Here is a 26424-nt window from a genome sequence, read left to right as displayed (position 1 = left end):
TCATGGAAAGTGGTGATCACCGCATGCATAAAATTCTGCACTTTCATTTACCGAAAACTGGTGGTACCGCACTACGCCATCACCTAATCGAGCAACTGGGCGCCGCACGCGTTACTCCCAGCATAGTTGGCATGCGCTTGAATGATGCAGTGTCCAAATGGGACAACCTCGACGTCATCAGTGGTCACTTTTCTCTGCGTCAAGGTGATCGACTGCCTGCCGATCGCTGCGGAATGACCGTATTAAGAGATCCTATTGACCGGTTCCTATCGGACTATTTCTTTTCCAAAAGCGATAACGCCGAACGGTTGCTTGACGCAAGAAAACATACCCTCGGCTTGGACGAATATCTGGAAAGTCTTTCGTTGCAAGAGCGGAATTGCCTATCACTGCAAATCGAGATGCTTTATCCGCTAGGCACGAGTTCCCAAACTACCTTGTCGACCAATGACAAACTCGCAGCATCGGTGCTCGCCCTAGATGGTTTTCAGCTGCTTGGCGTGCAGGAAGAACTGGAGGACTTTGCGTGCATGCTGGACGCCCACTATATGTGGCCGCCACTGCCGCTTGAGATACACAACGCAACCTCGCTGCGTGTTAGCGCTGATGACTTGAAACCCTACCAGCGGCAACACCTGCAAAAGCTGCTCGAGGCCGAGTTCGAGCTGTACCAGCAGGCCACGCGCCGATTCAAGCGCGAGCGGAGGAAGTTCATCGGCCGGTCGCCGGGCCCGAATAAAGAGCTCCCCCTCATCACCGATAGGGTCGAACTCGCCTCTGCCAGCAGTCTCGCCATTGAGACAGTCCAGGACTTTGGTGACAGACGCTGCATCGTGAAAGGAGTAAGAATGACCGGCGAAATATCTGGGCACGAATGCGTGATGATGGACGAGCGATTTTCGATAGCGATCGACTTTGTCGCATGCGAGATGATCGACGAACTGAACATCGGCATAGCCATCAAAGACGAACTAGGCCAACTCGTCTTCGGCACCAACTCATTGCTGCTCGGCAGTATATATTCCGTCTTCCCGGGCCAGTACACAGCCCAATTCGACATGCTCAATCGTACCGGTCATGGCCGCTATAGCGTGGATGCTGCATTGGTACGCAGCGACAGTCATTACGATGGCTGTTATCACTGGGTTGAACAGATAGCTTTTTTCGAAGTGTATGAGAGCGCGTCAAAACACTTCGAAGGACGCTTGCTTATGGATGCAGAGGTCGCATTGACCGCCACTTCGCCTGAAGCGTCATGGAAGCGTGCGCCATCCACAGGGCCGAGCCGTCTGGTCCGCTCACTGGGTCGCATGAATGAACCACTGTCTCAGTTTATGTCAACGATTTCGCCGATGTGCGACCCTGCGCACCTCGACGTTGGAACAGACGTTTTGTTGTCGCTGCGCGTGGAGAATCTCGGCGACGAGGGATGGCCAGCATTCGGTCTGCAGCATGTAGCACTGAGTTATCGCTGGTTGACGACTGAGGGCAGGATCGTCGTTGCCGATGGGCTGCGGACACGGCTGCCGTTCGACATGTCGCCGGCTAACACGGTGATCGTGCCGTTAAGGGTACGCGTACCCCGCGAGCGTGGGGATCTTCGCTTAGTGGTATCGCTGGTTCAAGAAGGGGTTGCCTGGTTCGTGGAAAAAAATCCCAATTCCGGACACGTTTTTCACATCCGGCTTACTTAAAGCGTAAGCTCAGTCAGCTCGTTAGACAGCTCGGAAGTGGAACTTTCTGACATGTTTCGTCCGGGAGGTTCCCGTGGCAAAGTCGCGGTCGACCTAGTTCAAGATCGCATCGATTCTCAAGAAATCCAACCTGGCGTGCTGGTCAATGACATCCGCCTATATCGAATCATTCAACGAACGCCTGCGCGACGAATGCTGGTTTATCAGCATCACCCACGCCAAGACCGTCATGGAGGGACTACCCTTGCATCGCCCACCACTGTACAAAAGCAAAGCGCCCGGCATTGCCGGGCCATTTGCTTTTTGGCGTTCGGTTCGTGGTCAGAACGATCCTGCGCCAAGCACATGCTCGACCAACAGGGCGAGAAATGCCTGACGCTGCTCCCGATATCCCGGGTCCTGGGGGCCCGCCATTGCGGCGTTGTGCATGGCTTGATGACTGGCATCAAGCGCAGCACTCAGCTTGGTGACGTGCAGATACTCGCCAGGATCACACGCTACATTGGCATGTCGCGCCCAGAACGCAGGCTCGGGCGGCAAGGCAATGAATTGCTCCTCCCAACGCAACTCACCAGCCAGTGCACCGAGGGCCGTTCGCGGGCTGTTGCCGTGCAGCTCGTAACTGAAGCCATCCAGCCATGCCGGCAACGCACTGGCGGGCATCGGTCGAGCCAGCGCATAGCCCTGACCGAAATCCGCGCCAAGAATGGCAGCAGCCTCGACCAGGTCGAGCGACTCCAGACCTTCAACCACCACCTCAAGCTGCAGGTCGTGACCAATCCGGATCAATTGGCGAATGAAGCGAAGCGTTCCCAACGGGTCCTGCCGTGCCTGAAAGACAATGGCCTGATCAATCTTGATCCGGTCAAACGGCCACTGCCGCAGGCGAATCAGGGAACTGTAGCCCGCGCCCAGATCGTCCTCGACCAAACGCACACCCAGCGCACGGAGTGACTGCATGCCGGGGGCATCGAGCCACGCCGCGTGTTCGGTACCCATCGGAGACTCAAGTATCTCCAGCAGCAACGCGTGTGGAGGACAGCCGCTAGTCTCGACCACGGCGGCAGCCACCTCGGCATAACGCGAATCTTCAAGTGCTGCAGCGGGTACGTTCACGGACATGTCCAAGGCATGACCCAGCTGCAGCATCCGCGCACGGCATGCCGTCGCCTGGCTCAAGCCCTGATGGAAAAGCGTGATCAGCTCGTTGGTGTCCAGCACGGGAAGAAAATAGCCCGGCGCAAGCCATTTGCCATCGACGTCGCGCAATCGAGCCAGCGCCTCGAACTCCACCACCTTGCCATCGGCAAGCCGGAGCAAGGGCTGGTAATGCATCTGCAAGGCATCGGTTCCGACCATGGTCCGCCAGCGCTCGCGCACGAAAAATGGCAGCAATTCGGTACCGGCACGCGGCGGCGCCAGGCGCGCCAGCGCAAGATCAAGCACGGTCTTTATCTGTTCGACAAAAGCCTGCTGATCGTCGCTGCGTAACCCGCCCAGGTACGGGCTGTACAAGGTAAGCACGGCGGCAGGTTGCTGCGGCACGGGACACAACGGAATGGCCACACTGGAAACCACGCCAACCTTGGCAGCGATATCGCGCCAGGCTACCGTGGCCGGGTCACTGCCGAAATGTACGCAACGCTGAATGGTCGAGGTTTGCCATGCCCGCACATTGGGGTTGCCCCCGCCCACGGAATCGGCATCGATATGGATTGACGGTGCTGTGCCAGCGCTCACTGCACGCAAATATCCGGCGATCGGGTCCCCGGCGATGAACTCGTAGGTCCACTCACCCGAAGCATCCGGACGGCCCACCGCACTGGCGCAAATTTCCCCGTGCGAAGCCATGATGTCGACCACGGCCTGGGCCAGCTTCAGGTAGCTATCAGCGGACCAGGCCAACGCATTCAACCGAGCCAGCAGTGCGACTCGATGACGCTGTACTTCGCGCATGCTTTCCAGCTGCCATTGGCGTTCCATGCCCAGTCGTTGCAGCACGATCGTCTGTGCCCTGCGCTCGTGATGACTCACCACCCGCAACTGGATGGCCAAGCGCTCACGCAGCAGATCGACGGCTTCCAGCATCCACACTTCGTCCAACCCGCAGGCAGCATGGAACATGCCGGCACGGATAGCGCGCGAGCGGTGATAGGCAAAGTCCACATCCGGCCGCAGCAGGCACAACATGTGATGCATCACACGACTCTTGAGCACGGTCATCTCGGCTTCTGGCAGTGCACGAAGCATCGAGGCAATACCGTCATGCCGAAGCAGACCGTCGACGTAGCTCTCGACCACGTCGGGAAGTTGCGACTCCCAAACCACGCAGCAAGTTTTCAGCAAGCCTGCCGCCTGATCGTCATAAGCCGACAAACTGGCATCGGAATCCTGCGCTGACTCAAGCGTGCCATCGGCTTGCGCCATGGCCCACCACCGCGTGCGAAAGTTTTTCCGCGCCTTGATCTGATACATCGCCTGATCCGCACGGCGCAGCAGTTGTTCGCCGCTGGCCGGAGCATCAGCCGAATACAATGCGATACCCAGACTGGCACCCATCGGCAACGCCAAACCGTCCATCCACACGGGCCGCAACAGGATTTCACCAGCGCGATCCAGCAGCCACTCGATATCGGCTTCCTGCTGAATGTTCTCAAACACCAAGACAAACTCGTCGCCACCGAACCGTGCCACGTAATCCTTGGCACGCAGCACCTTGCGCAAACGGTTGGCCACTTCCACCAGCAGCCGATCGCCGACGGCATGACCGTAACGGTCGTTGACAGGCTTCAGATCGTCAAGATCAAGCAGGCCGATCGCCATGCGACTTCCGTGCTGTCGCGCGTCCACCAGCATGGTGTCGAGATACTGGTCCAGTGCGCGCCGATTGGGCAGGCCGGTCAGATCATCATGCAACGCCAGATAAGACTGGCGCTCCTGCTCGCGCTGCAACGCCTGACGCTGCGCGTGCTGCTTCAGGGCCAGTCCGGCAGCATCAACAATTTCATCCAGTAGCCGGCACATTTCACCGTCAAACGCGTCAATCTCGACCGTTGCCACCGACAGCACGCCAACCGGTTCACGCGATGCCGCCAAGTCGCCAGCCGACAGCGCGAACAGCGGCCAGCAACCGATGGCACCCACCTTTTCAAAAACTTTTCGACGCCACGGCTCCATGGACTCGGGAAACACGGCCGGGCGGCGCCGAATCATCGGCATCCGGCGCATGAACGCCAGTGTCGGGGTCATGACTGACGGATCGTCGTCGTATTGCCGTGGACAAGGCAGGTCCCGCACGATGTCCATGCTCGGACCGAACAACGCGCTCCGCCGCAGCAGACCGGTGGCATCTTCCGGCACGAAAACCTCGGCCCAGGCTGCTCCTGCCATATCCACCAGCGCTTTGGCCAACACCTGGTAGACCGCATGCGGGTCAGGCTGCTCCAGCAAGGCGCGCTGAATCGTGCGCTGTGCATCGCGGTAGCGGCTCATCCGCAGGCTGCGTTGTTGCAACTCGTGTTGATCCCAGAAGCGACCAATTTCATCCGCCAGCCGCTGCGCCCACTCCAGCAACTCGACATTCAAGCTCGGGCCGTTCTCTCCGGCATAGGCCACCAATACCAGTTGACCCAGATCGCGCGTCTTCGACGCCGCCACAATGCAGGACCCAAACCCGTACTGCTTCGCTGCGGCTAGCCATGGACCGAAGCCAGGTGCACTAACTGGGTCAGCTCGTGCCGAACCCTGTCGCAGCGCTTTGCCCACCGGGCCACCACCGCCAGGGTCCGCTTCATTGGCGCTGATGTGAAGCTTCTTCACATATTCCGTCGCGATACCGGCGGCAGCCATGATGTCAACGGCGTCCCGCCCCGGTTCCCTGCGGCCGATCCAGACCAGCGGAAGTCCCATGGTCGAGGCCAGAATGCCGGCGATCGTGACCATGATTTCCTGCCGATCGCCGTCCGGCATTTCGTGCAGCAGGGAAAGCGTTTCCGCAACGCTCCGATAGAAGCGTTCTCGAAGTTCGGCGCGGGTCTTTTCCTTGGAGGTCATCCGTCTGTCAGCAGAGGATCATCGGAACAGGAGGGGCACGACTGGCTCGATACCCTGCCCCGGGTACGACCAAGCTCTACTTCACCACGAGTACGGGTAGCAAAGCCACTCTATTGTTTCGCCCGGCTACCGACAGTGGAAATCGGGCGCAGCGCGCCAACACACCAAAGCGTGAAGCCCGGCTGGACACCCGCACCAGACGGCTCAGTAACGTCCCGCGAAACCCCTGGTTTGGCACGTTACTTGTGCAGCAAAAAGAACACCTCTCCACTGTTTCGCAATGAAGAGGTGTCCTTCGATCTCGCCGCCACGAACTTCGTCAGGCGTCGTCAGCGCACGGCAAATGGGTCAACGCCAACACGAGCCGGAAACGGAGCTGTCGTCACCACGCGCACCCTTCTGATCGATTGAGAGTGTGCCGCAACTTGCGTCATTGGTTGCTTGCGAGTCCTTCGGTGCTGCAGTTACCAGGTAGCTGGAAACAGTCAACGAGGTCGACGGGAAATCGTAGTTGTAGAAACGCCCGGTCTGCGCATTCCCCGAACAATCAAGATTGGCCAGCGCCTTCGTGTTTGGAACGGGAGGAGTGGCGCCATCGTCGTTGTAGCGAAGATGGGTGGTGTAGTAGCGCTCCATGTAGTTCGCGTATTCCGACAGGCAGCCTTCGGCTGCCACGCGCCGGGTCTTGGTGATGTACTTGGTGTAGATCGGCCAGGCGATCGCCGCCAGGATGGCGATGATTACCACCGTGATCATCAACTCCATCAGGGTGAAGCCCCCGCTGCGCCGAGCCGCACCGCATCCAGCGGAAGCGACCGAGCCGTCAGCCAAGAACGACCCGGATTCGCCATCCACCGCGACATCGCCGTTTTCATTCAAAAAAAACGCATTCATCATTCAGTCCTTCACTGGGCGATCAGCTCTCGCCAGGAAACGCGGATTATGGCGCCGGTCGAGCTCGAGGTCTTGGTGCTGCTGGTCGTTCCGTTGTCGAAACTGGTCAACATGGTGCTACCAACAAAGATCGGGTTGTTCGGCAGCGATGAGAAGCCAATGCCAGCCGCCGGCGTACCGCCTACCGAGTCGGACGAATCGATGTTGCCATCGCCGTTTCGATCGAAGAAGTTCGCCGAGGGATTGGTCCCAGTGAAGGGGTCCAACGCCATGATCCAGCCTCGCCCTGACGGATTGCACGGGTCAGTAGCCTGCGGAATGCGCGTGGTAGCCAGCAGCAGGTTGCCCTGGAACTGGTTGGGCGTGACTATGCGTTCGCCTTCGGCACCGTTGACCGGCGACGTGAGATCGATGTACCAGCCAGATTTACCGGTAATCGCTGTGCTGGCAGCCGCCGCCTGGGCCAACGTCGTCACCGTGCGACCGTTGCCGACCTCAGAAGTGATGGTGCGATTCACCAGGTCGGTCGCACGGGTCGAGGTGGATTTGACGGCCAGACCTGGCGTGCCGGACTGCACGATCAACCCATACCAACTCTGTGTCTTGAGGTTGGTAAGGTCTGGCGTGTCCAGATACTGACCGGTGCCGAAAAACACCCAGGTATTGCCGGTCGCCGGATCCTTGCCGACAAGCATGCCTGCCGTGATGGGTTGCCTGACGCTATTGCCGTCCAGGGCGGTAAACAGATTCACACCATCACTGCTTGGCGTTGCGGTGGCCGTGGTGCCTGCACTGGTGTTCAGTGTGAACGACCAAACATTCCCGTCGGCATCGCCCGCATAAGCTGTCGTGCTGACGCCATTGCCTGACGGGTCCATCCAGACCGCCGGTGCAGCCAGGCCGCTGGTGTCGGTGGTCTGGTGCACGGTCAAGCCACCATCAGCCAGGTTGAACTGCAACAGCGCAGACTTGCCCTCGGCACTGTTGTAGCCGTTGCCGATCAACACCGACCAGGTGCCATCGGCCGTCTGCGCAATCACCGGCTTGCCGACCATCTCGCCGATGAAGCCGCTATTGGTCAGGCCGTCGGCTGCTGATCGCTCCCACAGGAACTGAATGCTGGCCGGGTTGGTAACATCCAACGCATAGACCGTCTTGGCCACGCCACGACCGGTGGTACCCACCATGACGGTCTTCCACTCCGGCGTGCTGCCGATGTAGGCATCAGCAATGGTCAGCTCGCCATCGTTGAAAAAACTATGCTCGACCGTGCCGCCATATTCCACACTGGCGAGCGCACTGACGCCAGCGGTAATCACGGCACCTGGCATGTAGGCGAAGTTTTCTGCCCCCGTAGCGGCGTCAAATCCATGCAACATACCGTCGTTGGACGCCACGTAGATCGCGCCCGAACGACCGGATTGACCGCTTGCGAATGTCGAGTACGCCGACGAACCGGTGAACGATTCGGTGTAGAACTGGTTCGAATTCGGTGCCCCCGCATAGACCGGCTGCGAATTCACGATGTCACCGATGGGGGTATCGCGAATGCGCAAGCCCCCAGCTGTGGTCTCGTTTGATTTGTCGCCACGCAGGTAGTTGATGACTTTTGTTTCGTCAGTAGCCGTGCCAGCCACGTTACTCAACGCGGCATGTTGGGCGGTCGACAGTAACGGCAATGTGCCATCGCTGGCGACCTTGAACGCCACAAACTGACTGCCATGGCTCGCTGCCGGATTGAAGGTCATGATATTGCGGTTGGCAGCCGTTGGAAGCTCAACCTGGGCGAACCAAGTTGCCGGGTTAAGGGCGCCGGTGGTGGAATCCACGGGCAGCGCCTTCAGGTCACCCTTCCATTTGGCCGTCCAGTAGTTGGCCTGATAGGCCACGGTACCGGTCTGCAACTGGGTAGAATTCGCCGCCAAGCTGGCACCGGTACCGACACGCTCCGAGGCGCGTTTCAGTGCGTCTTTCAGACCGTTGGCGAACTCCTCCGGACTCTTGGCCGAGTAGAAACCGCCATGACCATTGACTGCAGCATGCGCAAGATCGGCAATGTTGTTCAAACTGTCGGCGGCTGGCCTCGGCCACACAAAACCACTGATGGCCTTGCTGGAGTCGCCTCGCGACCAGGCTAGAACGTCATCCATCGGAATGGGTGTTGTCTGGTCCGCATACATCGGCGAAAAACCCAGTCCCAAGGTGAAGGTCGACATGTGCTGCCAGAAAGCGGGGTCGTCCGTGTTGGTCGGCACTTCATTGGACATACCGTCCTGCAGGTCAGTCTTCCAATACTTCATCGCCACATCGGCCAGCGTGTTGCTGTAGGTAGTGGCGGTGGTGGTGGTTACCTTGCTGCATATGCCGCGGTCGCTGCTCAGTGTGTAGCCGGTGTTGCACGTTGGCGCAACGACGCTGGTGCCTTTCAGGCAGTAATAAGTGGTGTGAGTGCCACCGGGTGGCAACAAGCTGTAACCAGCGCTGCACTTGGGCGTCTGGGTAGTGGTCACCGTTGACGACGCCGAGTCGGAGAACGGCGACGCCGGGGTGTAATAGCTGCTCTGACCATTGGGACCCAGCACCGAGGGCCCGGCCGTGCCGTCGGCATCGCCGATACCACTAGGCACGCCTCCGTTCCAGAAGCCATCGGTGGTCAGGATGGTGTAAGACTGGCGACAGGCAAGCTGCTCGCTTCCCGCTGCCGTGGTGTAGTCCGGATCGGACGCCATTCCCTGCCATGGCTGCGTCGACTGGTAATACTTGCCGACGCCATCCAGGGCACTGACCAACGGCGTGCCGTTGCCCGGGGAAATGGCGTTCAACCAACTCCAGAACTTGTTCTTCTGCTGCGCGGTGTAAGTGTTGCCAAATGGCGCCACCTGGGCGATCGTCATGCTGTTGAACGATGCTGTGCTGGAGGGAAGCCCGCTGTCGTTGTTGCCATTGAGCGAGCCGAAACCCACGCGGAAAGTTGGGTCCAGCGTGGAGAACGAATTCATCAGGCCGCTCTTGGCCATCATCATGCGCGTGCGGTAATACGAGAACCAGTTCGCCACATTCTGTTTCACCGACGCCGAGCCAGTGCAGACCGCGCTGCTCGCCGAAGGCAGCAAGGCGCAGTCAGCCGTGTCGCCCACGTAGTACTTGGTATTGGCGGCACCGGTCGTATAGGTGAAGAAATATTTGTCCACGTAGTCGGTATGCGTGCAGGTCGACGTCCCGGTCAGAACGTCGGCGCCACTGCAGGAGTACGAGGTGATGGTCGCCGTCGCATCAATGACACTGTTTCTGTTGGGAATGGTGTTCTTCTTGCATCGCGTCGTCCCGTACGGGGAGTAACCGCTCGGACAGCTGTAGGTGTAGACGGGGTTGGCATCCAAGGTGGACGTGACTATGACGGTGAACTTCGTGAAATACGGAAACCTGCGCGCATAGGTGGTGTTGCCACCATTGTATTTCGTCACATCCGTGGTGCTGGTATCGCGGAACCCGTCCTTGTACGCGCCGGTCAGACTCGGCGATGCCGGATAGTTCGAACCATCCGCTTTCGGCGGCGGCGTATACGTGATCGTCGGGTTGTAATACACACCGTTGACGGCGGAATTGCGCAAGTCGTCGTCACCCGTTGCGCTCAGATAGCCATAGTCGGGCATGTAGTCCCAATCCATTGACCCGGAGTCGTCCAGGATCAGCACCAGGTTGGGTGGCAGCGAGCGCTGGATGATCAACGGCGACTGGTCCACGCTGACCGCTGCCAGTGCCGGCGTGTAGACGGCCCCCAGCATCCAGATCGACAAACCGGTGTACAGCAAGCGGCTGAGGAAACTGCCGGATTTACTGCTTGGACGGGATGATGTGTTCATGACGATAGCGCTCTCGAATAATGCGTCATGGAAAGGCCCATGCGCCGTGTCGATATGAAACGGTGGATCAGCCGCGCTTGATCATGGCCTGGAGCACGACCACTGCACGATCACCCGTGCCAGCGCTGGCCGGATTGCCGCTGCGTGCGGTGACCCGGTAATAGACGGCCGTGGTGGATGTTCCCTGAGCGCCATAGTTGTGCGCGTTCGCGCTCTGGCCATAGCCCGTGCTGGTGCTGGGGTCGTACCAGTTGCCCATGTTTTCGACCACGTACTGCGGCTGACCCGTGGCCAGGTTGCTGGCCGCGAACTGGCCGGCGCCAGTGCCCGAATCTACCGTGATGATCTTGCTGGTATCCAGGTTCGGGTCCTCGAACGGATTGCCCTCGCAAAACACACCGCCCGCCTGACAGTTGCGCGCAATGTCAGCGGGAAAGTTTGCGACACGCGCCTGCGCCGCACGCATGGCGGCCTCGGCGCTCTGGAACGCGATCTGGCGGTCAAACTGGTTCGCCGCCATGCGCTGCTGCATGATCGTGCCGCGCACGGCGGCCAGACCGACCAAGGTAATCACGATCAGCAGCAACAGCGCCACCACCAAGGCGACGCCATGCTGACCATGACCAGAAACGGAGTGTTGGGAAACGTGAGCGCGATTCATGTCAGATCACCCGATTTCGGATGGTGGTGGTCGCCGTAAAGGAGCGCGAGATTGGCTTGACGTCGGTGCCGGCCTTTTTGTCGACACTTTCCAGTGTCAGGCTCACCCGCACCGCATCGACCAGCACCCAACTGGTGACATTGGGCGCCGTCACGAAACTGTTGGTACCGGTCTGGTGATAGGTGATCGCCATCGCGGTGACATCACGCACCATTTCCTGTTTTGTCGCGGTGGGTGTTCCGGAAACATTATCCAGGCCCACGCGATACAGCGAACTCCCACCGGCCGGATTGGTTCCGATGTACCAATCCGCCGCCGTCAGCTTGCTGATCTGCGAGTTGGTAACGAAGACATAGCTGCTGGTGCTTGCGCACACGGTCGGGAAACTCAAGTCTAGTCCGCAGTTGCCGGGCGTGCCGGAGCTAGCGTCGTGGGTTATCGTGCCGCTGGCCAGCCCGGTAATCTGCACCAGCACGGAATGATCAGGATCGCACACGATCATCACGTCACCGGCGCTGAGGCCGGAATTGGTTTCATTGAGAGTGAAGGTGCCAGCCGGCTCGGCGTTGACCTTCACACTGACACCCGAACCAGTACCGCCAAGCACCATCAGCGAATCCGTGCCCGCGAGCCGCGTCGATACCGCCGTTCCGAAGGCCGTGCCGGTTGCCGGATCGCCGGTGCTGCCGCCATAACCCATCACGGCGTTGTTCCAGTTCGCCCACCAAGCCGTGGCACGGTTGTTGAGCACGTTGGCCACGCGTCCATTGTTGGTGCAACCGGTGAGACTGGCATCGCGAATGTCACGCGCCATCATCTCGAAGGCGACACGCGAACCATCCTGCACGTCACCCAGCGCCTGGTTGGTGCGATAGGTGCGCTGGTTGGCCAGAAACACGCTGACCACGCCGCCGATCACAATCAGACCCAACAGCATGGCCACCATCAGCTCGATCAAGGTGAAACCCGCTGAAGCACGCATGGCACGCGAACTCGAAAATGCGAAACGACGGCTCATAGCATGGCCCTGGTGGTGACGCTCTGGACGCTGCTGCCACCGACACCAGCACGGCTGTCGTCGAAAGTGATGGTGACGGTGCAATCGACGTTGTCGTTAACGGTGCTGCAATTGATGTCACCGGTAGTGGTGGCAGAAGCACCCAGCGCCTGTTTGAGCTGGCCGCACCACTGGCTGACCTGGGCATCGGCGAGTGAGCCACCGGTTCCAGCCGGACAGGCATTGGCCTTGATGGACCCTGAACCCGTGTGGTTATAGGTTCCCGCCTTGGCGGTGTTGAAATCCGCGCGCATCGCATCGAGGATCGAGTAGCTCGATATCGTCGCCATACTGCGCGCCATGGCACTGTTATTAGTAGACAACGACATGGCCTGCAGCGCAGCGATGCCGAGGAAGGCGATGGAAAGCACCAATACGGCGACCAGCACTTCGATCAAGCCGACGCCGCCCTGCAGGCAGCGCTGACCAACGATGTGTGCCCGCACGGGATTGTTGGACATAAGATCAGTCATCTTGTTCATCACTAGGGGCAACTTCCCGAGCTGGGTTTTGTTTCGACGATCGAACCCGCGACCATCGAGATTTTTCGATGATTGTTGGTGCTCATCTGGCTGGTGCAGATATCAACCACGGTGCCAACGTAAAGACTGGTATCACCAACTTTCCGAGCCAGTCCCTGTGCATCGAAACGCAGCGCGGCCGCGTTGCCCGTAAGCTGCAGTGGCGCGGTCAAATTTGGTGTTCCGGCGAGTACCTGAGTGACATTGCCACCCTTGGTCGCCCAGACCGCGCCTGTTTCATCACCGCAAGCGGCCCCCAGGTCACTACTGGAATTGGCACTCGATGAATTGCTGCACAACTGTGTGCTCGCATTGCGCTTGATCGCTTCCATCCGTGCAACATTGATTGCATGGACGATATCGTTGGCGCTGGTAGTGAGCCGATTAGACAAGGTGAGGTTCTTGAAGCTTGGCACCGCGATCATCATCAGAATCGTTGCGATGGTCAGCGTGACCAGCAGCTCCACCAACGTGAACCCGCGCTGGGCGCGGAGCCCGGCCAGCTTTGGCTTTGGCACGGTGATCAACGAGACGGCTCGCTGACACAACAAGACTTGCATGGAATTCTCCCTGATACCCCACACCACTCTACTCAGCCAGCTGTGCACCGCCAGCCCTCAGCCGACCAGCGGTACAAATTGCCCGACGAGCGGCCCGCAGCGCCACGGCAAACGTGACCGGAGTCACGACTACGGGAGGCCTGCGTAAAAAACAAAGGCCCGCTTGCGCGGGCCTTTGGGTGTCTGGTGCCGGAAATAGGAATCGAACCTACGACCTACGCATTACGAATGCGCCGCTCTACCAACTGAGCTATTCCGGCAAAGAGCCGCAGATTTTACGGTGTAGTGCCTGGACGACGCAAGCTTGGCGCTTCAGAAGTGGGTGGAACCGGCGCCACCCACCACGCGCAATTCCTTGGGCAACGCGAACGTGATGTTTTCCGGCTCACCATCCAGCTCACTCACGCTGCCGGCGCCCCACGACTGCAGGCGGGCAATTACCTCGCGCACCAACTTCTCCGGGGCTGACGCGCCCGCGGTCAGACCGATGCGCTTCACACCATCGAGCCAGCTGCGCTCGATGTGCTCGGCGCCATCAATCAGGAAGGAACGCACGCCCTGCTTCTCGGCCAGTTCGCGCAGGCGATTGGAGTTGGAGCTGTTGACCGAGCCGACTACCAGCATCAGATCGACCGCGTCGGCCAGCCGACGTACGGCGTCCTGGCGGTTCTGTGTGGCGTAGCAGATATCGTCCTTGCGAGGACCCTCGATCTCCGGAAATCTCGCGCGCAACGCTTCGATGATCGCCTTGGTGTCATCCACCGACAGTGTGGTCTGGGTGACGTACGACAACAACTGTGGAAATTTCGGAGTCATCGTGGCGACATTTTCCAGCGATTCCACCAGCAGAATTTCACCGCTGTTGGTCCGATTCCACTGACCCATCGTGCCTTCCACCTCCGGATGGCCGGCGTGCCCGATCAACACCACACTACGACCGATGCGTCCCAGTCGCGCCACTTCCATGTGCACCTTGGTGACCAGCGGACAGGTGGCATCGAAGACTTTCAGATGCCGCTGGTCAGCCTCTTCGCGCACTGCCTGAGAGACACCGTGCGCGCTGAAAATCACCGTGGCACCGTCCGGTACTTCATGCAACTCCTCGACGAACACCGCACCGTCGGCGCGCAGCTTGTCGACTACGTAGCGGTTGTGCACTACCTCGTGCCGCACGTAAATCGGGGCACCGTAAGACTCGAGCGCACGCTCAACGATGGCGATGGCACGATCGACGCCGGCGCAGAAGCCGCGCGGGTTGGCTAGCAGGATGTCCATGGGAAATCAGATGACCTTGGCCCTCCCCCTGGCCGCTGGGGAGATGGATAAAGCGTCTTGCGTCACGCGAAAGACGACGACAGCAAATTATCGCACGCGATCTTCGTACTTGCCGCCGAACAGGCCGAACACAATCAACATCACCGCGCCGACCGTGACCCCGCAATCCGCCACGTTGAAGACCGGATAATTCCACTGACGGAAGTACACGTGTATGAAGTCGGTGACCTGCGAAGCATGCAAGCGATCGATCAGGTTGCCGATCGCGCCACCGATGATGAGTGCGAGCGGCAAGCTGGTACGCCAGTCGCGCCGCGAGGTTCTTGCCAGCCAGCCAACCAGCACCGCGCTGATCACCACTGCCAGTGTCACAAAGAACCAGCGCTGCCAGCCAGCGCCACTGGCCAGAAAACTGAACGCGGCCCCTGGATTGAACGTCAGCGTCCAGTTCAGGAAACCCGGAATCACCGGATGCGGCACGCCCATCGGCTGCAGGGCATGCACCGCCCACCATTTACTGAGCTGATCGAGTGCGATGACCGCGGCGGACAGCCCCAGCCACGGGAGAGCATTGGGTTTGGGATGCATGGTCATGAAACTCGGTGATGAAACGTTTCAGATGGGGACGCTCAAGACCCGGCGGACAGTGCCGACCCTGCGAAACCTGGCGCGTGCAACCGGCGGGCCGTGCCCGCCCTACGAAATTCGCTGCGTAGGGCGGGCACAGTCCGCCATCCCCGCATGTCCGATCAGAACCAGCGGCGATCTTCGCCCGGACCTTCGATATTACCGATGCAGCGACTGCACAGCTCCGGGTGCTCGGCGTGGCTGCCCACGTCGTCGCGACGGTGCCAGCAGCGCACGCATTTGGTCGCGTCGCTGACGCTGGCGGAAACCCAGGCATCAGCCCCCTCCAGTTCCACCTTTGCCGCTTGATCAGTACGCGCAGCCAGTGGTGCCAAGCTGAAGTCGGAGGTGATGAAGAAGAAGCGCAGTTCGTCGGCAGACTCCGCGTAGCGTGCAGCCAGCGCGGCATCGGCATGAACCACCAGTTTTGCTTCCAGTGCCGCACCCAGTTGCTCGGACTTGCGCATGTTTTCGAGCACCCGTGAGGATGCATCGCGCAGCGCCAGCAAGTCGGTCCAGTAACGCCGTTGTTCCGGCGAACTCTGCGGTGCGGAAAGGCCGTCATACCAGGTTTCGAACAGCACACTCTCGCCATGCTCGCCCGGCAGCTGCTGCCAGATTTCCTCGGCGGTAAAGCTCAACACCGGTGCCAGCCAGCGCACCAGCGCCTCGGCAATGCGGTACATCGCGCTCTGCGCACTGCGCCGACCACGACTGTCGGTCGGCATGGTGTAGAGCCGATCCTTGGTGATATCCAGATACAGCGCACCCAGTTCGTTGGTGCAGAAGTTCTGGATACGCGCCACCACTTCGGGAAAATCGTAACGCTCGTAGGCAGCCAGTAGCGCCTGCTGCACGTCGAACGCCTGTTGTACCGCCCATTGATCAAGCAGCAAGCTTTCTTCCACCGGCAGCAGATGCTGTGTCGGATCAAATCCGTCGAGATTGCCGAGCAGGAATTTGGCGGTGTTGCGAATGCGTCGATAGGTATCGGACACGCGCTTGAGGATCTCGTCGGAGACGGTCATCTCGTTGCGGTAGTCGGCCGAAGCCACCCACAGACGCAGCACGTCGGCGCCGAGCGTATCCATCACCTTCTGCGGCGCCACCACGTTGCCCAGTGATTTGGACATCTTGCGGCCGTTCGCGTCGACCGCGAAACCGTGAGTTAGCACGTCATTGTAGGGCGCGCGGCCGTGGATCGCCGCGGAAGTCAGCAAGGAAGACTGGAACCAGCCGCGATGCTGGTCGGAGCCTTCCAGATACATCACCTTGTACGTCGACGCATCGCCCTGCTGCAGTTCCGGGCGCTGGCCGATCACCGCGTAATGGGTCACGCCGGAATCGAACCAGACGTCCAGCACGTCGGTGACTTTCTCGTAATCGTCGGCATCGGCACCCAGCAACTCCGCTGGCTCCAGAGCAAACCATGCATCGATGCCACCCTGCTCCACTTTCTTCGCCACCTGCTCCAGTAGCTCGACAGAGTCCGGATGCGGCTCCTGCGTCGCCTTGTGCACGAACAACGCAATCGGTACACCCCAGGTGCGCTGACGCGAGATACACCAGTCCGGGCGCCCGGCCACCATGCCGGCGATGCGCTCTTCACCCCAGCCCGGCACCCAGCGCACGTCCTTGATCGACGCCAGCGCGGTCTTGCGCAGATCAGCTTGTTCCATCGACACGAACCACTGCGGCGTGGTGCGGTAGATCACCGGCGTCTTGTGCCGCCAGCAGTTCGGATAGCTATGCTCGATCTTGGCGAAGGCGAGCAACACGCCGCGCTGGCGCAGCACATCGATCAGCGCCTCGTTGGCCTTCCAGATATGCATATTGCCCAGTTCGACGCCATCGGCCGCCGGCGTGTCAGCGCGATAAGCTCCGCGGGGACCGACGTAGTTGAGCAGACCGATGCCGTACTGGTTGCTCACCACGAAATCCTCGACGCCGTGATCGGGCGCTGTATGCACGGCGCCGGTACCGTCTTCCGCCGACACGTGATCGCCGACGATCACCGGCACCACGCGCTCATAGAACGGATGCTGCAGCTGGATATGCTCCAGCGCCTGACCGACGGCATGACCAAGCACGTTGGCCTGCTCCATGCCATAACGCTGGGCAACCTTCTCGACCAGCGCACTGGCGACCACCAGCAACACGCGACGATCACCGCGCGCCGGGCCTTCGATCAGTGCGTATTCCAGATCCGGTCCCAGCGACACTGCCTGGCTTTCCGGCAGTGTCCACGGCGTGGTGGTCCAGATCGGAATGGCGACGATGGCGTCGCCCGCATCAACGCCAAATTTCGCGGCCAGCGCCGGCGCGTTTACGGCGTCATAGGCCACATCCACCGCCGGCGACTGCTTGTCGCCATATTCAATCTCGGCCTCGGCCAGCGCAGAAGCGCAGTCGAAACACCAGTACACCGGCTTGGCACCACGCATGACATGGCCGTTGGCCACGATCTTCGCCAGTGCACGCAGCATGTCGGCTTCGTAACTGAAATCCATCGTGCGATACGGCTTCTGCCAGTCGCCGAGTACACCCAGGCGCTTGAAGTCGTTGCGCTGGGTATCGACTTGTTCGGCAGCGTATTCGCGGCACTTCTGCCGAAATTGCGCGGCATCGAGCTTGTCGCCCGGCTTGCCGAATTTCTTTTCAACCGCAATTTCGATCGGCAGGCCGTGGCAATCCCAACCCGGCACGTAAGGCGCACGATGGCCGGATAACAGCTTGGACTTGACCGTGATGTCCTTGAGAATCTTGTTGACCGCATGACCGATATGGATCGCGCCATTCGCATACGGCGGACCGTCGTGCAGCACGAACACGCTGTCGCGGTGTGCGGTCTTCTGCTGGATCTGCGCGTAGCGATCAACACGCTCCCACTCGGCCAGCCAGTCGGGCTCGCGCTTCGGCAGGTCGCCGCGCATCGGGAATGCCGTTTGCGGCAGGTTGATCGTGCTCTTGTAATCGTGGGTCATGTGCCTGGATGCCATCGCTGATATGTTGCTGCCCGCCGAACGGCGGACACAAGATTGCAAAGTTAAAGGATATGGGTGCGCACCGGAATACGGTTCACGCACCCACCAGCTGCGGATTCATGCCCAACAGCTCGCGCGCCTGACACGAATCCAGCGCCATCTGCGCCTTCAGCGGCTCCAGCCCGTCGAACTTCTGCTCGTCGCGCAGTTTGGCGACAAACTCCACCGCCATGCGCTGGCCGTACAGATCGCCGTCGAAATCGAAAAGATGGACTTCCAGCAGCGGCTGACTGACCTGATTCACGGTCGGGCGCACGCCGAGGCTGGCCACGCCGGGCCAGCTGCATTCGCTTTCGCCCAGGCCCACGCGCACCGCGAAAATACCGTGGACCGGACTGACCCGCTGCTGCAGATGGATATTGGCGGTGGGATAACCGAGCGTGCGGCCGAGCTGGTTGCCGTATTCCACCTTGCCGTCGATCACGAACGGACGTCCCAGCAGCGGTGCCACTCCAGCGAAATTCCCAGCGGCGAGCATGCCGCGCGCGCGACTGGCGGAAACGCGCTCACCGTCGAGCTGGACCAGCGGCATGGTGCGGGCACTGAAGCCGAGTTCAGCACCCATCTGCTCCAGCAAGGCCACGTCACCGCCGCGCTTGTGACCAAAGCGGAAATCACCACCGACCCATACCTCACGCGCCGCCAGCCGTTCGACCAGCACGCGACGCACGAAATCTTCAGCCGACATCGAAGTCAGTGCCCGGTTGAAGCGCAACAACAAAGCGTGCTCCATGCCGGCGGCGGCAAAGCCGCGCAGTTTTTCACGCACGCTGGACAGGCGCGGTACCGGTTCGGGCGAGAAGAACGCCCGTGGCAGCGGCTCGAAGCTGAGCACCACGGGAGTGCAATCCAGCGCTTGCGCACGCTCGCGCACCTGCGCGAGCAGTGCCTGATGACCGCGATGCAGGCCATCGAATGCGCCAATCGCCACTACGCTGCCGCGCGGCGTCAGGCACGGGCCCGCGACATCCCTGGAAAGTCTCGTCATCGCATGAGTATACCGGCCGGACGAGGCACGATCAGCCGTGGCGCGCGCTCAAGCACCGCGCAAGTCACGCAGGCGGAAGCCACTGGCGAACAACGCGCCGACATAAGCCGCCGCGCCAGCCATCACCAGAGCTGCCAGACGCCACAGCCGGGTGAGCACCGGAACGCCATGCAGCCACTCCGGCCAGAACCAGCGCCCCAGCAGCAATACCGTGGCCATCGCCAGACACGACAAGCCCAACCGCACCCAATGCCGCGACCAGCCGGCTTGCCGCTGATAAACACCAGCCTTTCGCAACCAGTGCCACAGCAGCAGAAAATTGACGTAACTCGACAGCGCACTGGCCAGCGCCAAACCCACATGCAGACCCGGCACCTGCGCAATGCCAGCCAGCCAACTGCCCTGCTTCACCGATGCTGGCGCCCACAACTCGAAGAACAGGGCGATCAGCAAGCCGTTGAAGACCATGTTGATCACCAGCGACGCCACACCCGCTTTCACCGGCGTACGTGTGTCCTGCCGCGCATAGAACGCCGGCAGCAGCACCTTGACCAAGGCATACGCCGGCAAGCCGCCGCTGAGCGCCAGCACCGCGGCGGCGGTCATGCGGGTATCGAAGGCGGTGTACTGACCGTTCTGGAACAGTGTTGCCACCAGCGGTTCGGCCAGCAGCGCCAGCGCAATCGCCGCCGGTACCGCAATCAGCAAGGTGATGCGCAACCCCCAGTCCAACGCCCTGGAGAAGCCGGCCCGATCGGTACTCACGTGGTGGCGTGACAGCGACGGCAGGATCACCGTACCCAACGCCACGCCGAATACGCCGAGCGGCAATTCAAGGAAGCGAGTCGATTGCCACAGCCAGGTCTGCGAGCCGGTCACCAGCAGCGAAACCACGATGGTATCCAGCAGCAAGTTGATCTGGGCCACCGACGAACCAAACAACGTCGGCACCATCAGCTGCATGATCTTTCTCACCTGCGGCTGGCGCCATCCCCAGCGGGGCCACACCAGCAGGTCCAGCTTGCGCAACGCGGGAAGCAGGAACAGCAGTTGCAGCACGCCGGCCAGCAACACAGCCCAACCCATCGCAAGAATCGGCGTATGCAGATGCGGCGCAATCCACAGCGCTGCCACGATCATGCAGACATTCAGAATGACCGGCGCCAGCGCCGGCATCGCGAAACGGCTGAAACTGTTCAGTGCGCCACCGGCCAGTGCCGTCAACGAGACAAACAACAGGAACGGGAACATCCAGCGCACCAGCTCGGTGGTGAGATCGAACTTGTGCGGCTGGTCGAGCGCACCGGGAATGAAGGCGCTGGCCAATTGCGGCGCAAAGATCAGGCCCAGCGCCGTCACTACCAGCAACACGCCACCCAGCGTGCCGGCGACGGTCGCCATCAGCCGCTTCAAGTCTTCATGGGTTCCGGTTTCCTTCACCTCGGTAAAGACCGGCACGAAGGCAGTGGAGAACGAGCCTTCAGCAAACAGCCGGCGCATGAAGTTGGGGATGCGAAACGCCACCACGAACGCGTCGGTGGCTACCGTGGCGCCGAACACGTGGCTCATCGAGATATCGCGTACCAGGCCGAGTACGCGGGAAATCATCGTCATGCTGCTGAACGAGAGCAGTCCACGGAGCATGCTGGGTGACTTCATGAGTTGCTGTTATTGCCTTCGGCGCCGATCGCGCGGGGCGCACAGTTTGACAGCCCGTACGGGCCGGATGACAGCCCGAATGTGACAGAATGGAGGCTTCGCGATCAGCATGCACGGTTAACGGGCAAGGTTCCGCAGCGTAAATGATTGACGCATCGGCGAATCGCCCGCATAATTGGCGTCTTTTTCCAACCTCAACCTGCATTCCGGAGTTCTACCTTGGCCAACATCAAGTCCGCGAAGAAGCGCGCGCGCCAGTCCGAACAGCGCCGCCTGCGCAACATCAGCGCACGTTCCATGGTCCGTACCGCCCTGAAGAAGGTCGTCAAGGCCATCGAGGCCAAGGACAAGGCTGCCGCCGTTGCCGCCTATACCGCCGCCCAGCCGGTGATGGATCGTTACGCCGCGCGTGGCCTGATCCACAAGAACAAGGCTGCTCGTCACAAGAGCCGTCTCAACGCGAAGATCCGCGAACTGGCCTGAGCCAGAGCGCGATTCACGTTGCATGAAAAAGCCGGCGCAAGCCGGCTTTTTTTGTGCGTCAACGTGGGTGACAGAGACCGCAACACCTGATTGCAGCGGCGAACGCGGCTCTGGCCACCATCGCCACTACGACCAGCCGACCCGTTCCGCCAGCGCGGTCCGCATCAGACGACGGCGTCGAGCTCAGGGGCGGCAGCAGCCTTGCTTGCAGGGCGAACCGCCGCCTGACGTGGCGAACCACCGAGCAGTCGCGTACCAAGCATCAGCGCGATCACCACGACCGCGTAGAAGACCAGCTGGATACCGGACGGTCGCGCATCGTAACCAATCAGGATATGCAGCATCTTGCCCAGCACCGAGCCGTCGGAGAGCAGCCACGAGCTGTCCCATATCTGACTGCCCAGCTCAGGCAGAAGATTGGCCTGGACCAGATAACGTGCCGCACTGGAGGCCAAACCCGCCGCCAGCAACACCAGCATCCAGTTTGTGGCGGTGAAGAAGTAGCGCAACGGAATCCGCAACAAGCCGAAATACAGCAGGAAGCCGACCGTGCTGCCGCCAGCAATGCCGATGGCCAGACCCCGAACCAGCCCGTCGGCACCACCAGCCATCATGCCGTACAGGAACAACACGACTTCCGAGCCTTCACGCAATACCGCCAACGCCACGACGGCGAGAAGCAGGGACAGCGAGCTGGCGCCGGTCTGCACCGCACCGCCGACAGCCTTCATGTGCTGCGCCAATTCGCGGCCATGGCTGGACATCCAGATCACGTGCCAGCCGATCATCAGTACCGCGGCGAACAATACGCAGGCGTTGAACAATTCCTGCCCCACACCACTGGCTGCGCCAGCTATCGCCCCGGCAAATGTTGCCACCAGCAAGGCGCCTGACACACCCAGGCCAATACCGCCGCCGATGAACCAGCCCCGTCGAGCCACGCCACGCGTGGCGGCGGCGACGATGGTGACGATCAGCGCCGCCTCGAGAACTTCACGAAATACCAGTAGCGCAATACCCCACATGGACCTACTCCGCTATCAGGACGCCTTGGGCGGTGTCCTGATGGAAATCGCCGAAAAATTTGTACTCGCCAGCCTTGAGCGGCCCGACGAACACCTCGATGCTGCTGTTGGGCATGACGATCTTCTCGCGGCTGAAGTCCGAACTCTCGAACTCCTCGGGCGTCGAATCGTTATTGATGACCTTGATCTTTATCTTGGTATCGGCCGGCACTTTCAGCGTGGTCGGCTGATAACGGTGGTCCTTGATGGTCAAGGTGAACATCGGCACTTCGGTGGCGATCGCCACAAGCGGCAGGGCAAACAGCGCCGCGATCAGAAAACGTTTCATGGCGAGCTCCGGAAAGACTAGTGAATGGTAATGGTTCGCATTTATGCCCGCAAGCGAACCCTCGCACGCCGTTTAAGTCCCATATCGTCTATTGGGCGACCGGGTCGTAGCGCAAGTTGTCCAGCAGCGGCGTTTGGGGGCGCTGCATGATCAGAAACGTGTTGCCGGCCGCTTGATGGCAGGCCGTGCAGGCAGCCGACAATTTGTCATAGGCCTTGGAGAAGGCCGCCTTGTCTTGCGTAGCCAGCGCTTCCTGCACCTCCTTGATGGCTGGATTCATGATCGACGGCATCAATTCCGACAACTTCTCTGGCTGCAGTTCGGGCGCGTCACCGTTGGTCTGCTCGATCCCACGCAAGGCCTCGCCCAGTTCACCGACCATGAAGTAAGCCATCGTCCAGTTGCCCGATTGCCCGGCCCACCACAAACGGTCATGCCGAATCTGCAGTTGCAGCATCTGCTGGCCGAGTTCCGGCGCCGGATGTTGCAATTGCAACTGGGCGACCTGCGCCTTCAGCGCCGCCACCTCGCTGGCCAGCGCCGTCTTCTGACTATCCACTGGCGGTGACGATTGCGCAGCCACGGTTACCGTGGTCACGGCAATGGCCGCAACGGCAACTCCAAGGATGGCTAACAGCTCGATCAGGCGACGCGACATGATGGATTCCAATTGAGAACGATTCCTAGTCCCGTCATCATCGCCGCTTTCAAGGACCGGCCGCAAGCGCCGGTTTGGCGTGGTCATCGTTCACCCAACTCGTTGCCGCCGGATGTCCTCGTTATGATGATGAGCTGATCGCGACACTCAAGCAGGCCTCCCATGCAAGAAACCATTCTCGTCACACGCCGCGGCGCCATCGCCGAAATCACCCTGAACAGGCCGCAGATCCACAACGCGTTCGACGACACCCTGATCGCCGCGCTGACCGAGGCGCTGGCCGCCGCCGATACCGACCCGACCGTCCGTGCCGTCGTGCTGTCAGGCAATGGCAGCTGCTTCTCCGCCGGCGCCGACCTTAACTGGATGCGCGGCATGGCGGGCGCCAGCGAGCAGGAAAATCGTGAGGATTCGCTGCGGCTGGCGCGGTTGATGCGCAATCTGCAGTTCCTGTCCAAACCGACCATTGCTCGGGTCAACGGCGCGGCTTATGGCGGCGGCGTAGGTCTCGTCGCCTGCTGCGACATCGCGATCGGCGTGGACACCGCAAAGTTCGCCTTGTCCGAAGTGAAACTGGGCCTGGTGCCGGCGGTGATTTCGCCGTACGTGGTCGCCGCGATCGGCCTGCGCGAAGCGCGCCGGTTGTTCATCACCGGCGAAGTGTTCGATGCAGCCACCGCCGCGCGCATCGGCCTGTTGCACGCCGCTGTTCCAGCTACGGAGCTGGACGAGGCGATCGAACGGCAGTTGTACCTCTTAGGCAAAGCCGGTCCGCTGGCACAACGCGAAGCCAAGCAACTGGCCTTGCGCATCGGCGGTGCCGAGTTGATCGAGGCCGAACGCATCGATACGGAAAACGCCGCACTGATCGCTCGCTTGCGTGTGTCGCCGGAAGGTCAGCACGGCTTGACAGCCTTCCTCGACAAGCGGGCGCCGAGCTGGGTCGGCAGCGCCGCCGAATAATCGGCTCAGCGTCCGATCTGTTAGTTTTAGACGCTTTGCATCGACCCACACGGCTCCAGGGATTCGCATGTTCGAACGTGTATTGATAGCCAACCGCGGCGAGATCGCCTGTCGCGTGATCCGCACCTGTCGCCGCCTCGGCATCCACACCATTGCCGTGTATTCCGAAGCGGACAGGGATGCGCAGCATGTACGTCTGGCTGACGAAGCATGGCCGATCGGTGGGCCGCGCCCGGCTGACTCCTACCTGCGTATCGACGCCATGCTCGATGCCGCAAAAAAGAGTGGCGCGCAGGCGATCCACCCCGGCTACGGCTTTCTTTCGGAGAACACCGCTTTCTCGCGCGCCTGCAAGGACGCCGGCATCGTGTTCATCGGCCCCGATCCGGAAAGCATCGACGCGATGGGCTCGAAAGCCGCCGCCAAGCAACTGATGGCCAAACACGACGTGCCCTTGGTGCCCGGTTACAGCGGCGACAAGCAGGACAACGCCTACCTTGCCGAACAGGCGCACCAAGTCGGCTATCCGCTGATCATCAAGCCTTCCGCCGGCGGTGGCGGCAAGGGCATGCATGTCGTGCGTAGCGACGCGGAATTCCCTGAGGCGCTGGCCACGGCGCAGCGCGTGGCAGAGGCCGCCTTCGGCGATGCCTCGATGCTGTTGGAGCGGTACGTGGAGCATCCGCGCCACATCGAATTCCAGATCTTCGGCGACCGCCACGGCCACGTGATCCATCTGGACGAGCGCGAATGCTCGGCCCAGCGTCGCTACCAGAAGGTGCTGGAGGAAACTCCCTCGCCGTTCCTCACGCCGGAACGCCGCGCTGCCATGGGCGCCGCTGCGGTAGCCGCCGCACGAGCCGTGAACTACGTGGGTGCCGGCACGGTGGAGTTCATTGTCGGTCCCGCCGGCGATTTCCACTTCATGGAAATGAATACGCGCCTGCAGGTCGAGCACCCGGTGACCGAACTGACCCACGGCGTGGATCTGGTGGAGTGGCAATTGCGCATCGCCGACGGCGAACCGCTGCCGCTGAGCCAGGATGAAGTCATCTCGCGCGGTCACGCGATCGAGGTGCGGTTGTACGCGGAAGACCCCGACCAGAACTTCCTGCCCGGCTCCGGCAAGCTGCAGACGTTGCGACTGCCTGCGCCGTCCACCCACGTGCGTATCGACGGTGGCGTGATCGAAGGCGACACGGTGACGATCTTCTATGATCCGATGATCGCCAAGCTGATCGTGCATGACGCAAACCGCGCGCAAGCCCTGCAGCGCTTGCGCGAGGCGCTGGCGGCCAGCGAAATCGTCGGCCCGAAATCGAATATCGGCTTTCTCGAACGGCTGGTGCGCCACCCCACGGTGGTCGAGGGACGCATCGATACCGGCTATCTCGACCGTCATCTGGAAGAATTTCTGGTCGGCGATATACCGCCCACTGAAGACGTGCTGTTTGCCGCTGCTGCGGCCGTGCTGTTGTATGACGAGTCGCACGTCGCCAGCAGCGCGAGCGACCCGCATTCGCCTTGGTCCAGTGCTGACGCGTGGCGCATTGGTCACGCCGGCAAGCGCATCGTCGCGCTGACCTGGCGCGAACAGCGCTTCGAGATCGAGGCGCGCGGACACGCCGGCGACTATCAATTGCATCACGGTGAAACAAGCTGCGAAGTGCGCGGCGCGAAGTTGCTCGACAACGACCTGAGTGCACGCTTCGACGGTGAATCACGTCGTATCCCGTTGCGCAGCGACGACGCACGGGTGTTGCTGCACGACGCCCACGGCCAGCGCTACAGCTTTGCCCGCGCCGCCGCATTCGCATGGGAATCCAGCGACGCCGCCGGCGGCAACCAGGTAATCGCGCCGATGCCCGGCCGGATCGTGCTGGTCAAGGTGAAAGTCGGCGACGTGGTCGAACAAGGCCAGGAACTGCTGGTGATGGAGGCGATGAAGATGGAGCTGGCCTTGAAGGCGCCGCGCGCCGGCACCATCGAAAGCTTGAATGCGACGCAAGGCGAGTTCGTCGAAGCCGATGCCGTGCTTGTGCTTTTTGCCGATTGAAGCCGGCGACGTAGG

Annotated in this window: 19 protein-coding genes and 1 tRNA gene; 4 read left to right on the top strand and 16 right to left on the bottom strand. The window is 61.0% G+C overall.

The features are described from left to right. Positions 1 to 23: 23 nt before the first annotated feature. A complete protein-coding gene (locus PY254_RS08555; protein WP_281015037.1) occupies positions 24 to 1694 on the top strand; it encodes a Wzt carbohydrate-binding domain-containing protein in 1671 nt (556 codons plus the stop codon). A 321-nt stretch (positions 1695 to 2015) separates the two neighbouring features. Here PY254_RS08555 and PY254_RS08550 read toward each other — a convergent pair whose 3' ends face one another. From PY254_RS08550 to murJ, 13 genes are all read right to left on the bottom strand, one after another. Then, positions 2016 to 5747 carry a diguanylate cyclase domain-containing protein gene (locus tag PY254_RS08550; RefSeq protein WP_281015036.1) on the bottom strand — a complete coding sequence of 1244 codons (3732 nt, stop codon included), beginning with the start codon at positions 5745 to 5747 and terminating at the stop codon, positions 2016 to 2018. 348 nt (positions 5748 to 6095) lie between these two features. After that, positions 6096 to 6641 carry a type IV pilin protein gene (locus PY254_RS08545; protein ID WP_281015035.1) on the bottom strand — a complete coding sequence of 182 codons (546 nt, stop codon included), beginning with the start codon at positions 6639 to 6641 and terminating at the stop codon, positions 6096 to 6098. 11 nt (positions 6642 to 6652) lie between these two features. Beyond that, a complete protein-coding gene (locus PY254_RS08540) occupies positions 6653 to 10504 on the bottom strand; it encodes a pilus assembly protein (RefSeq protein ID WP_281015034.1) in 3852 nt (1283 codons plus the stop codon). Between the two features lie 67 nt (positions 10505 to 10571). Next, positions 10572 to 11165 (bottom strand): pilus assembly PilX family protein, encoded by a 594-nt coding sequence (locus PY254_RS08535; protein ID WP_281015033.1) that lies wholly within the window; start codon positions 11163 to 11165, stop codon positions 10572 to 10574. A gap of 1 nt (position 11166) precedes the next feature. Continuing rightward, a complete protein-coding gene (locus tag PY254_RS08530) occupies positions 11167 to 12147 on the bottom strand; it encodes a PilW family protein (RefSeq protein ID WP_281015032.1) in 981 nt (326 codons plus the stop codon). A 32-nt stretch (positions 12148 to 12179) separates the two neighbouring features. Next, the gene (pilV, locus tag PY254_RS08525) at positions 12180 to 12683 is read right to left on the bottom strand and encodes a type IV pilus modification protein PilV (protein WP_281015031.1); all 504 of its coding nucleotides are present in this window, start codon (positions 12681 to 12683) and stop codon (positions 12180 to 12182) included. Between the two features lie 23 nt (positions 12684 to 12706). Further along, positions 12707 to 13261, bottom strand: coding sequence for a GspH/FimT family pseudopilin (locus tag PY254_RS08520; protein ID WP_281015188.1), 555 nt, complete (start codon positions 13259 to 13261; stop codon positions 12707 to 12709). A gap of 226 nt (positions 13262 to 13487) precedes the next feature. Continuing rightward, positions 13488 to 13563, bottom strand: a tRNA-Thr gene (locus PY254_RS08515). 52 nt (positions 13564 to 13615) lie between these two features. Next, the gene (gene ispH, locus PY254_RS08510) at positions 13616 to 14578 is read right to left on the bottom strand and encodes a 4-hydroxy-3-methylbut-2-enyl diphosphate reductase (protein ID WP_281015030.1); all 963 of its coding nucleotides are present in this window, start codon (positions 14576 to 14578) and stop codon (positions 13616 to 13618) included. 87 nt (positions 14579 to 14665) lie between these two features. Next, positions 14666 to 15166 carry a signal peptidase II gene (gene lspA, locus PY254_RS08505; protein ID WP_281015186.1) on the bottom strand — a complete coding sequence of 167 codons (501 nt, stop codon included), beginning with the start codon at positions 15164 to 15166 and terminating at the stop codon, positions 14666 to 14668. Between the two features lie 161 nt (positions 15167 to 15327). Continuing rightward, positions 15328 to 18189 carry an isoleucine--tRNA ligase gene (gene ileS / locus PY254_RS08500; RefSeq protein WP_281015029.1) on the bottom strand — a complete coding sequence of 954 codons (2862 nt, stop codon included), beginning with the start codon at positions 18187 to 18189 and terminating at the stop codon, positions 15328 to 15330. 94 nt (positions 18190 to 18283) lie between these two features. Next, complete coding sequence (locus PY254_RS08495) at positions 18284 to 19237, bottom strand: bifunctional riboflavin kinase/FAD synthetase (RefSeq protein WP_281015028.1); 954 nt, start codon at positions 19235 to 19237, stop codon at positions 18284 to 18286. A 48-nt stretch (positions 19238 to 19285) separates the two neighbouring features. Beyond that, positions 19286 to 20881 carry a murein biosynthesis integral membrane protein MurJ gene (gene murJ, locus PY254_RS08490; RefSeq protein ID WP_281015027.1) on the bottom strand — a complete coding sequence of 532 codons (1596 nt, stop codon included), beginning with the start codon at positions 20879 to 20881 and terminating at the stop codon, positions 19286 to 19288. A 234-nt stretch (positions 20882 to 21115) separates the two neighbouring features. On the opposite strand from murJ, the gene rpsT reads away from it, so the two are divergent. Continuing rightward, positions 21116 to 21379 (top strand): 30S ribosomal protein S20, encoded by a 264-nt coding sequence (rpsT, locus tag PY254_RS08485; RefSeq protein ID WP_281015026.1) that lies wholly within the window; start codon positions 21116 to 21118, stop codon positions 21377 to 21379. A 164-nt stretch (positions 21380 to 21543) separates the two neighbouring features. On the opposite strand, the gene PY254_RS08480 is transcribed toward rpsT, so the two are convergent. From PY254_RS08480 to PY254_RS08470, 3 genes are all read right to left on the bottom strand, one after another. After that, positions 21544 to 22404, bottom strand: a complete 861-nt coding sequence (locus tag PY254_RS08480; RefSeq protein WP_281015025.1) for an FTR1 family iron permease — start codon at positions 22402 to 22404, stop codon at positions 21544 to 21546. A gap of 4 nt (positions 22405 to 22408) precedes the next feature. Next, positions 22409 to 22732, bottom strand: coding sequence for a cupredoxin domain-containing protein (locus PY254_RS08475; protein ID WP_281015024.1), 324 nt, complete (start codon positions 22730 to 22732; stop codon positions 22409 to 22411). Between the two features lie 88 nt (positions 22733 to 22820). Then, positions 22821 to 23390, bottom strand: a complete 570-nt coding sequence (locus PY254_RS08470) for a hypothetical protein (RefSeq protein WP_281015023.1) — start codon at positions 23388 to 23390, stop codon at positions 22821 to 22823. A gap of 162 nt (positions 23391 to 23552) precedes the next feature. On the opposite strand from PY254_RS08470, the gene PY254_RS08465 reads away from it, so the two are divergent. Continuing rightward, positions 23553 to 24353 (top strand): enoyl-CoA hydratase-related protein, encoded by an 801-nt coding sequence (locus PY254_RS08465; RefSeq protein ID WP_281015022.1) that lies wholly within the window; start codon positions 23553 to 23555, stop codon positions 24351 to 24353. Between the two features lie 67 nt (positions 24354 to 24420). After that, positions 24421 to 26409 (top strand): acetyl/propionyl/methylcrotonyl-CoA carboxylase subunit alpha, encoded by a 1989-nt coding sequence (locus tag PY254_RS08460; protein WP_281015021.1) that lies wholly within the window; start codon positions 24421 to 24423, stop codon positions 26407 to 26409. Positions 26410 to 26424: the final 15 nt, after the last annotated feature.

Source organism: Rhodanobacter sp. AS-Z3 (assembly GCF_029224025.1).
Classification (GTDB): domain Bacteria; phylum Pseudomonadota; class Gammaproteobacteria; order Xanthomonadales; family Rhodanobacteraceae; genus Rhodanobacter.
The sequence above is the reverse complement of the archived record's forward strand: the minus strand, read 5'-3'. Positions and strand labels throughout refer to the sequence as shown.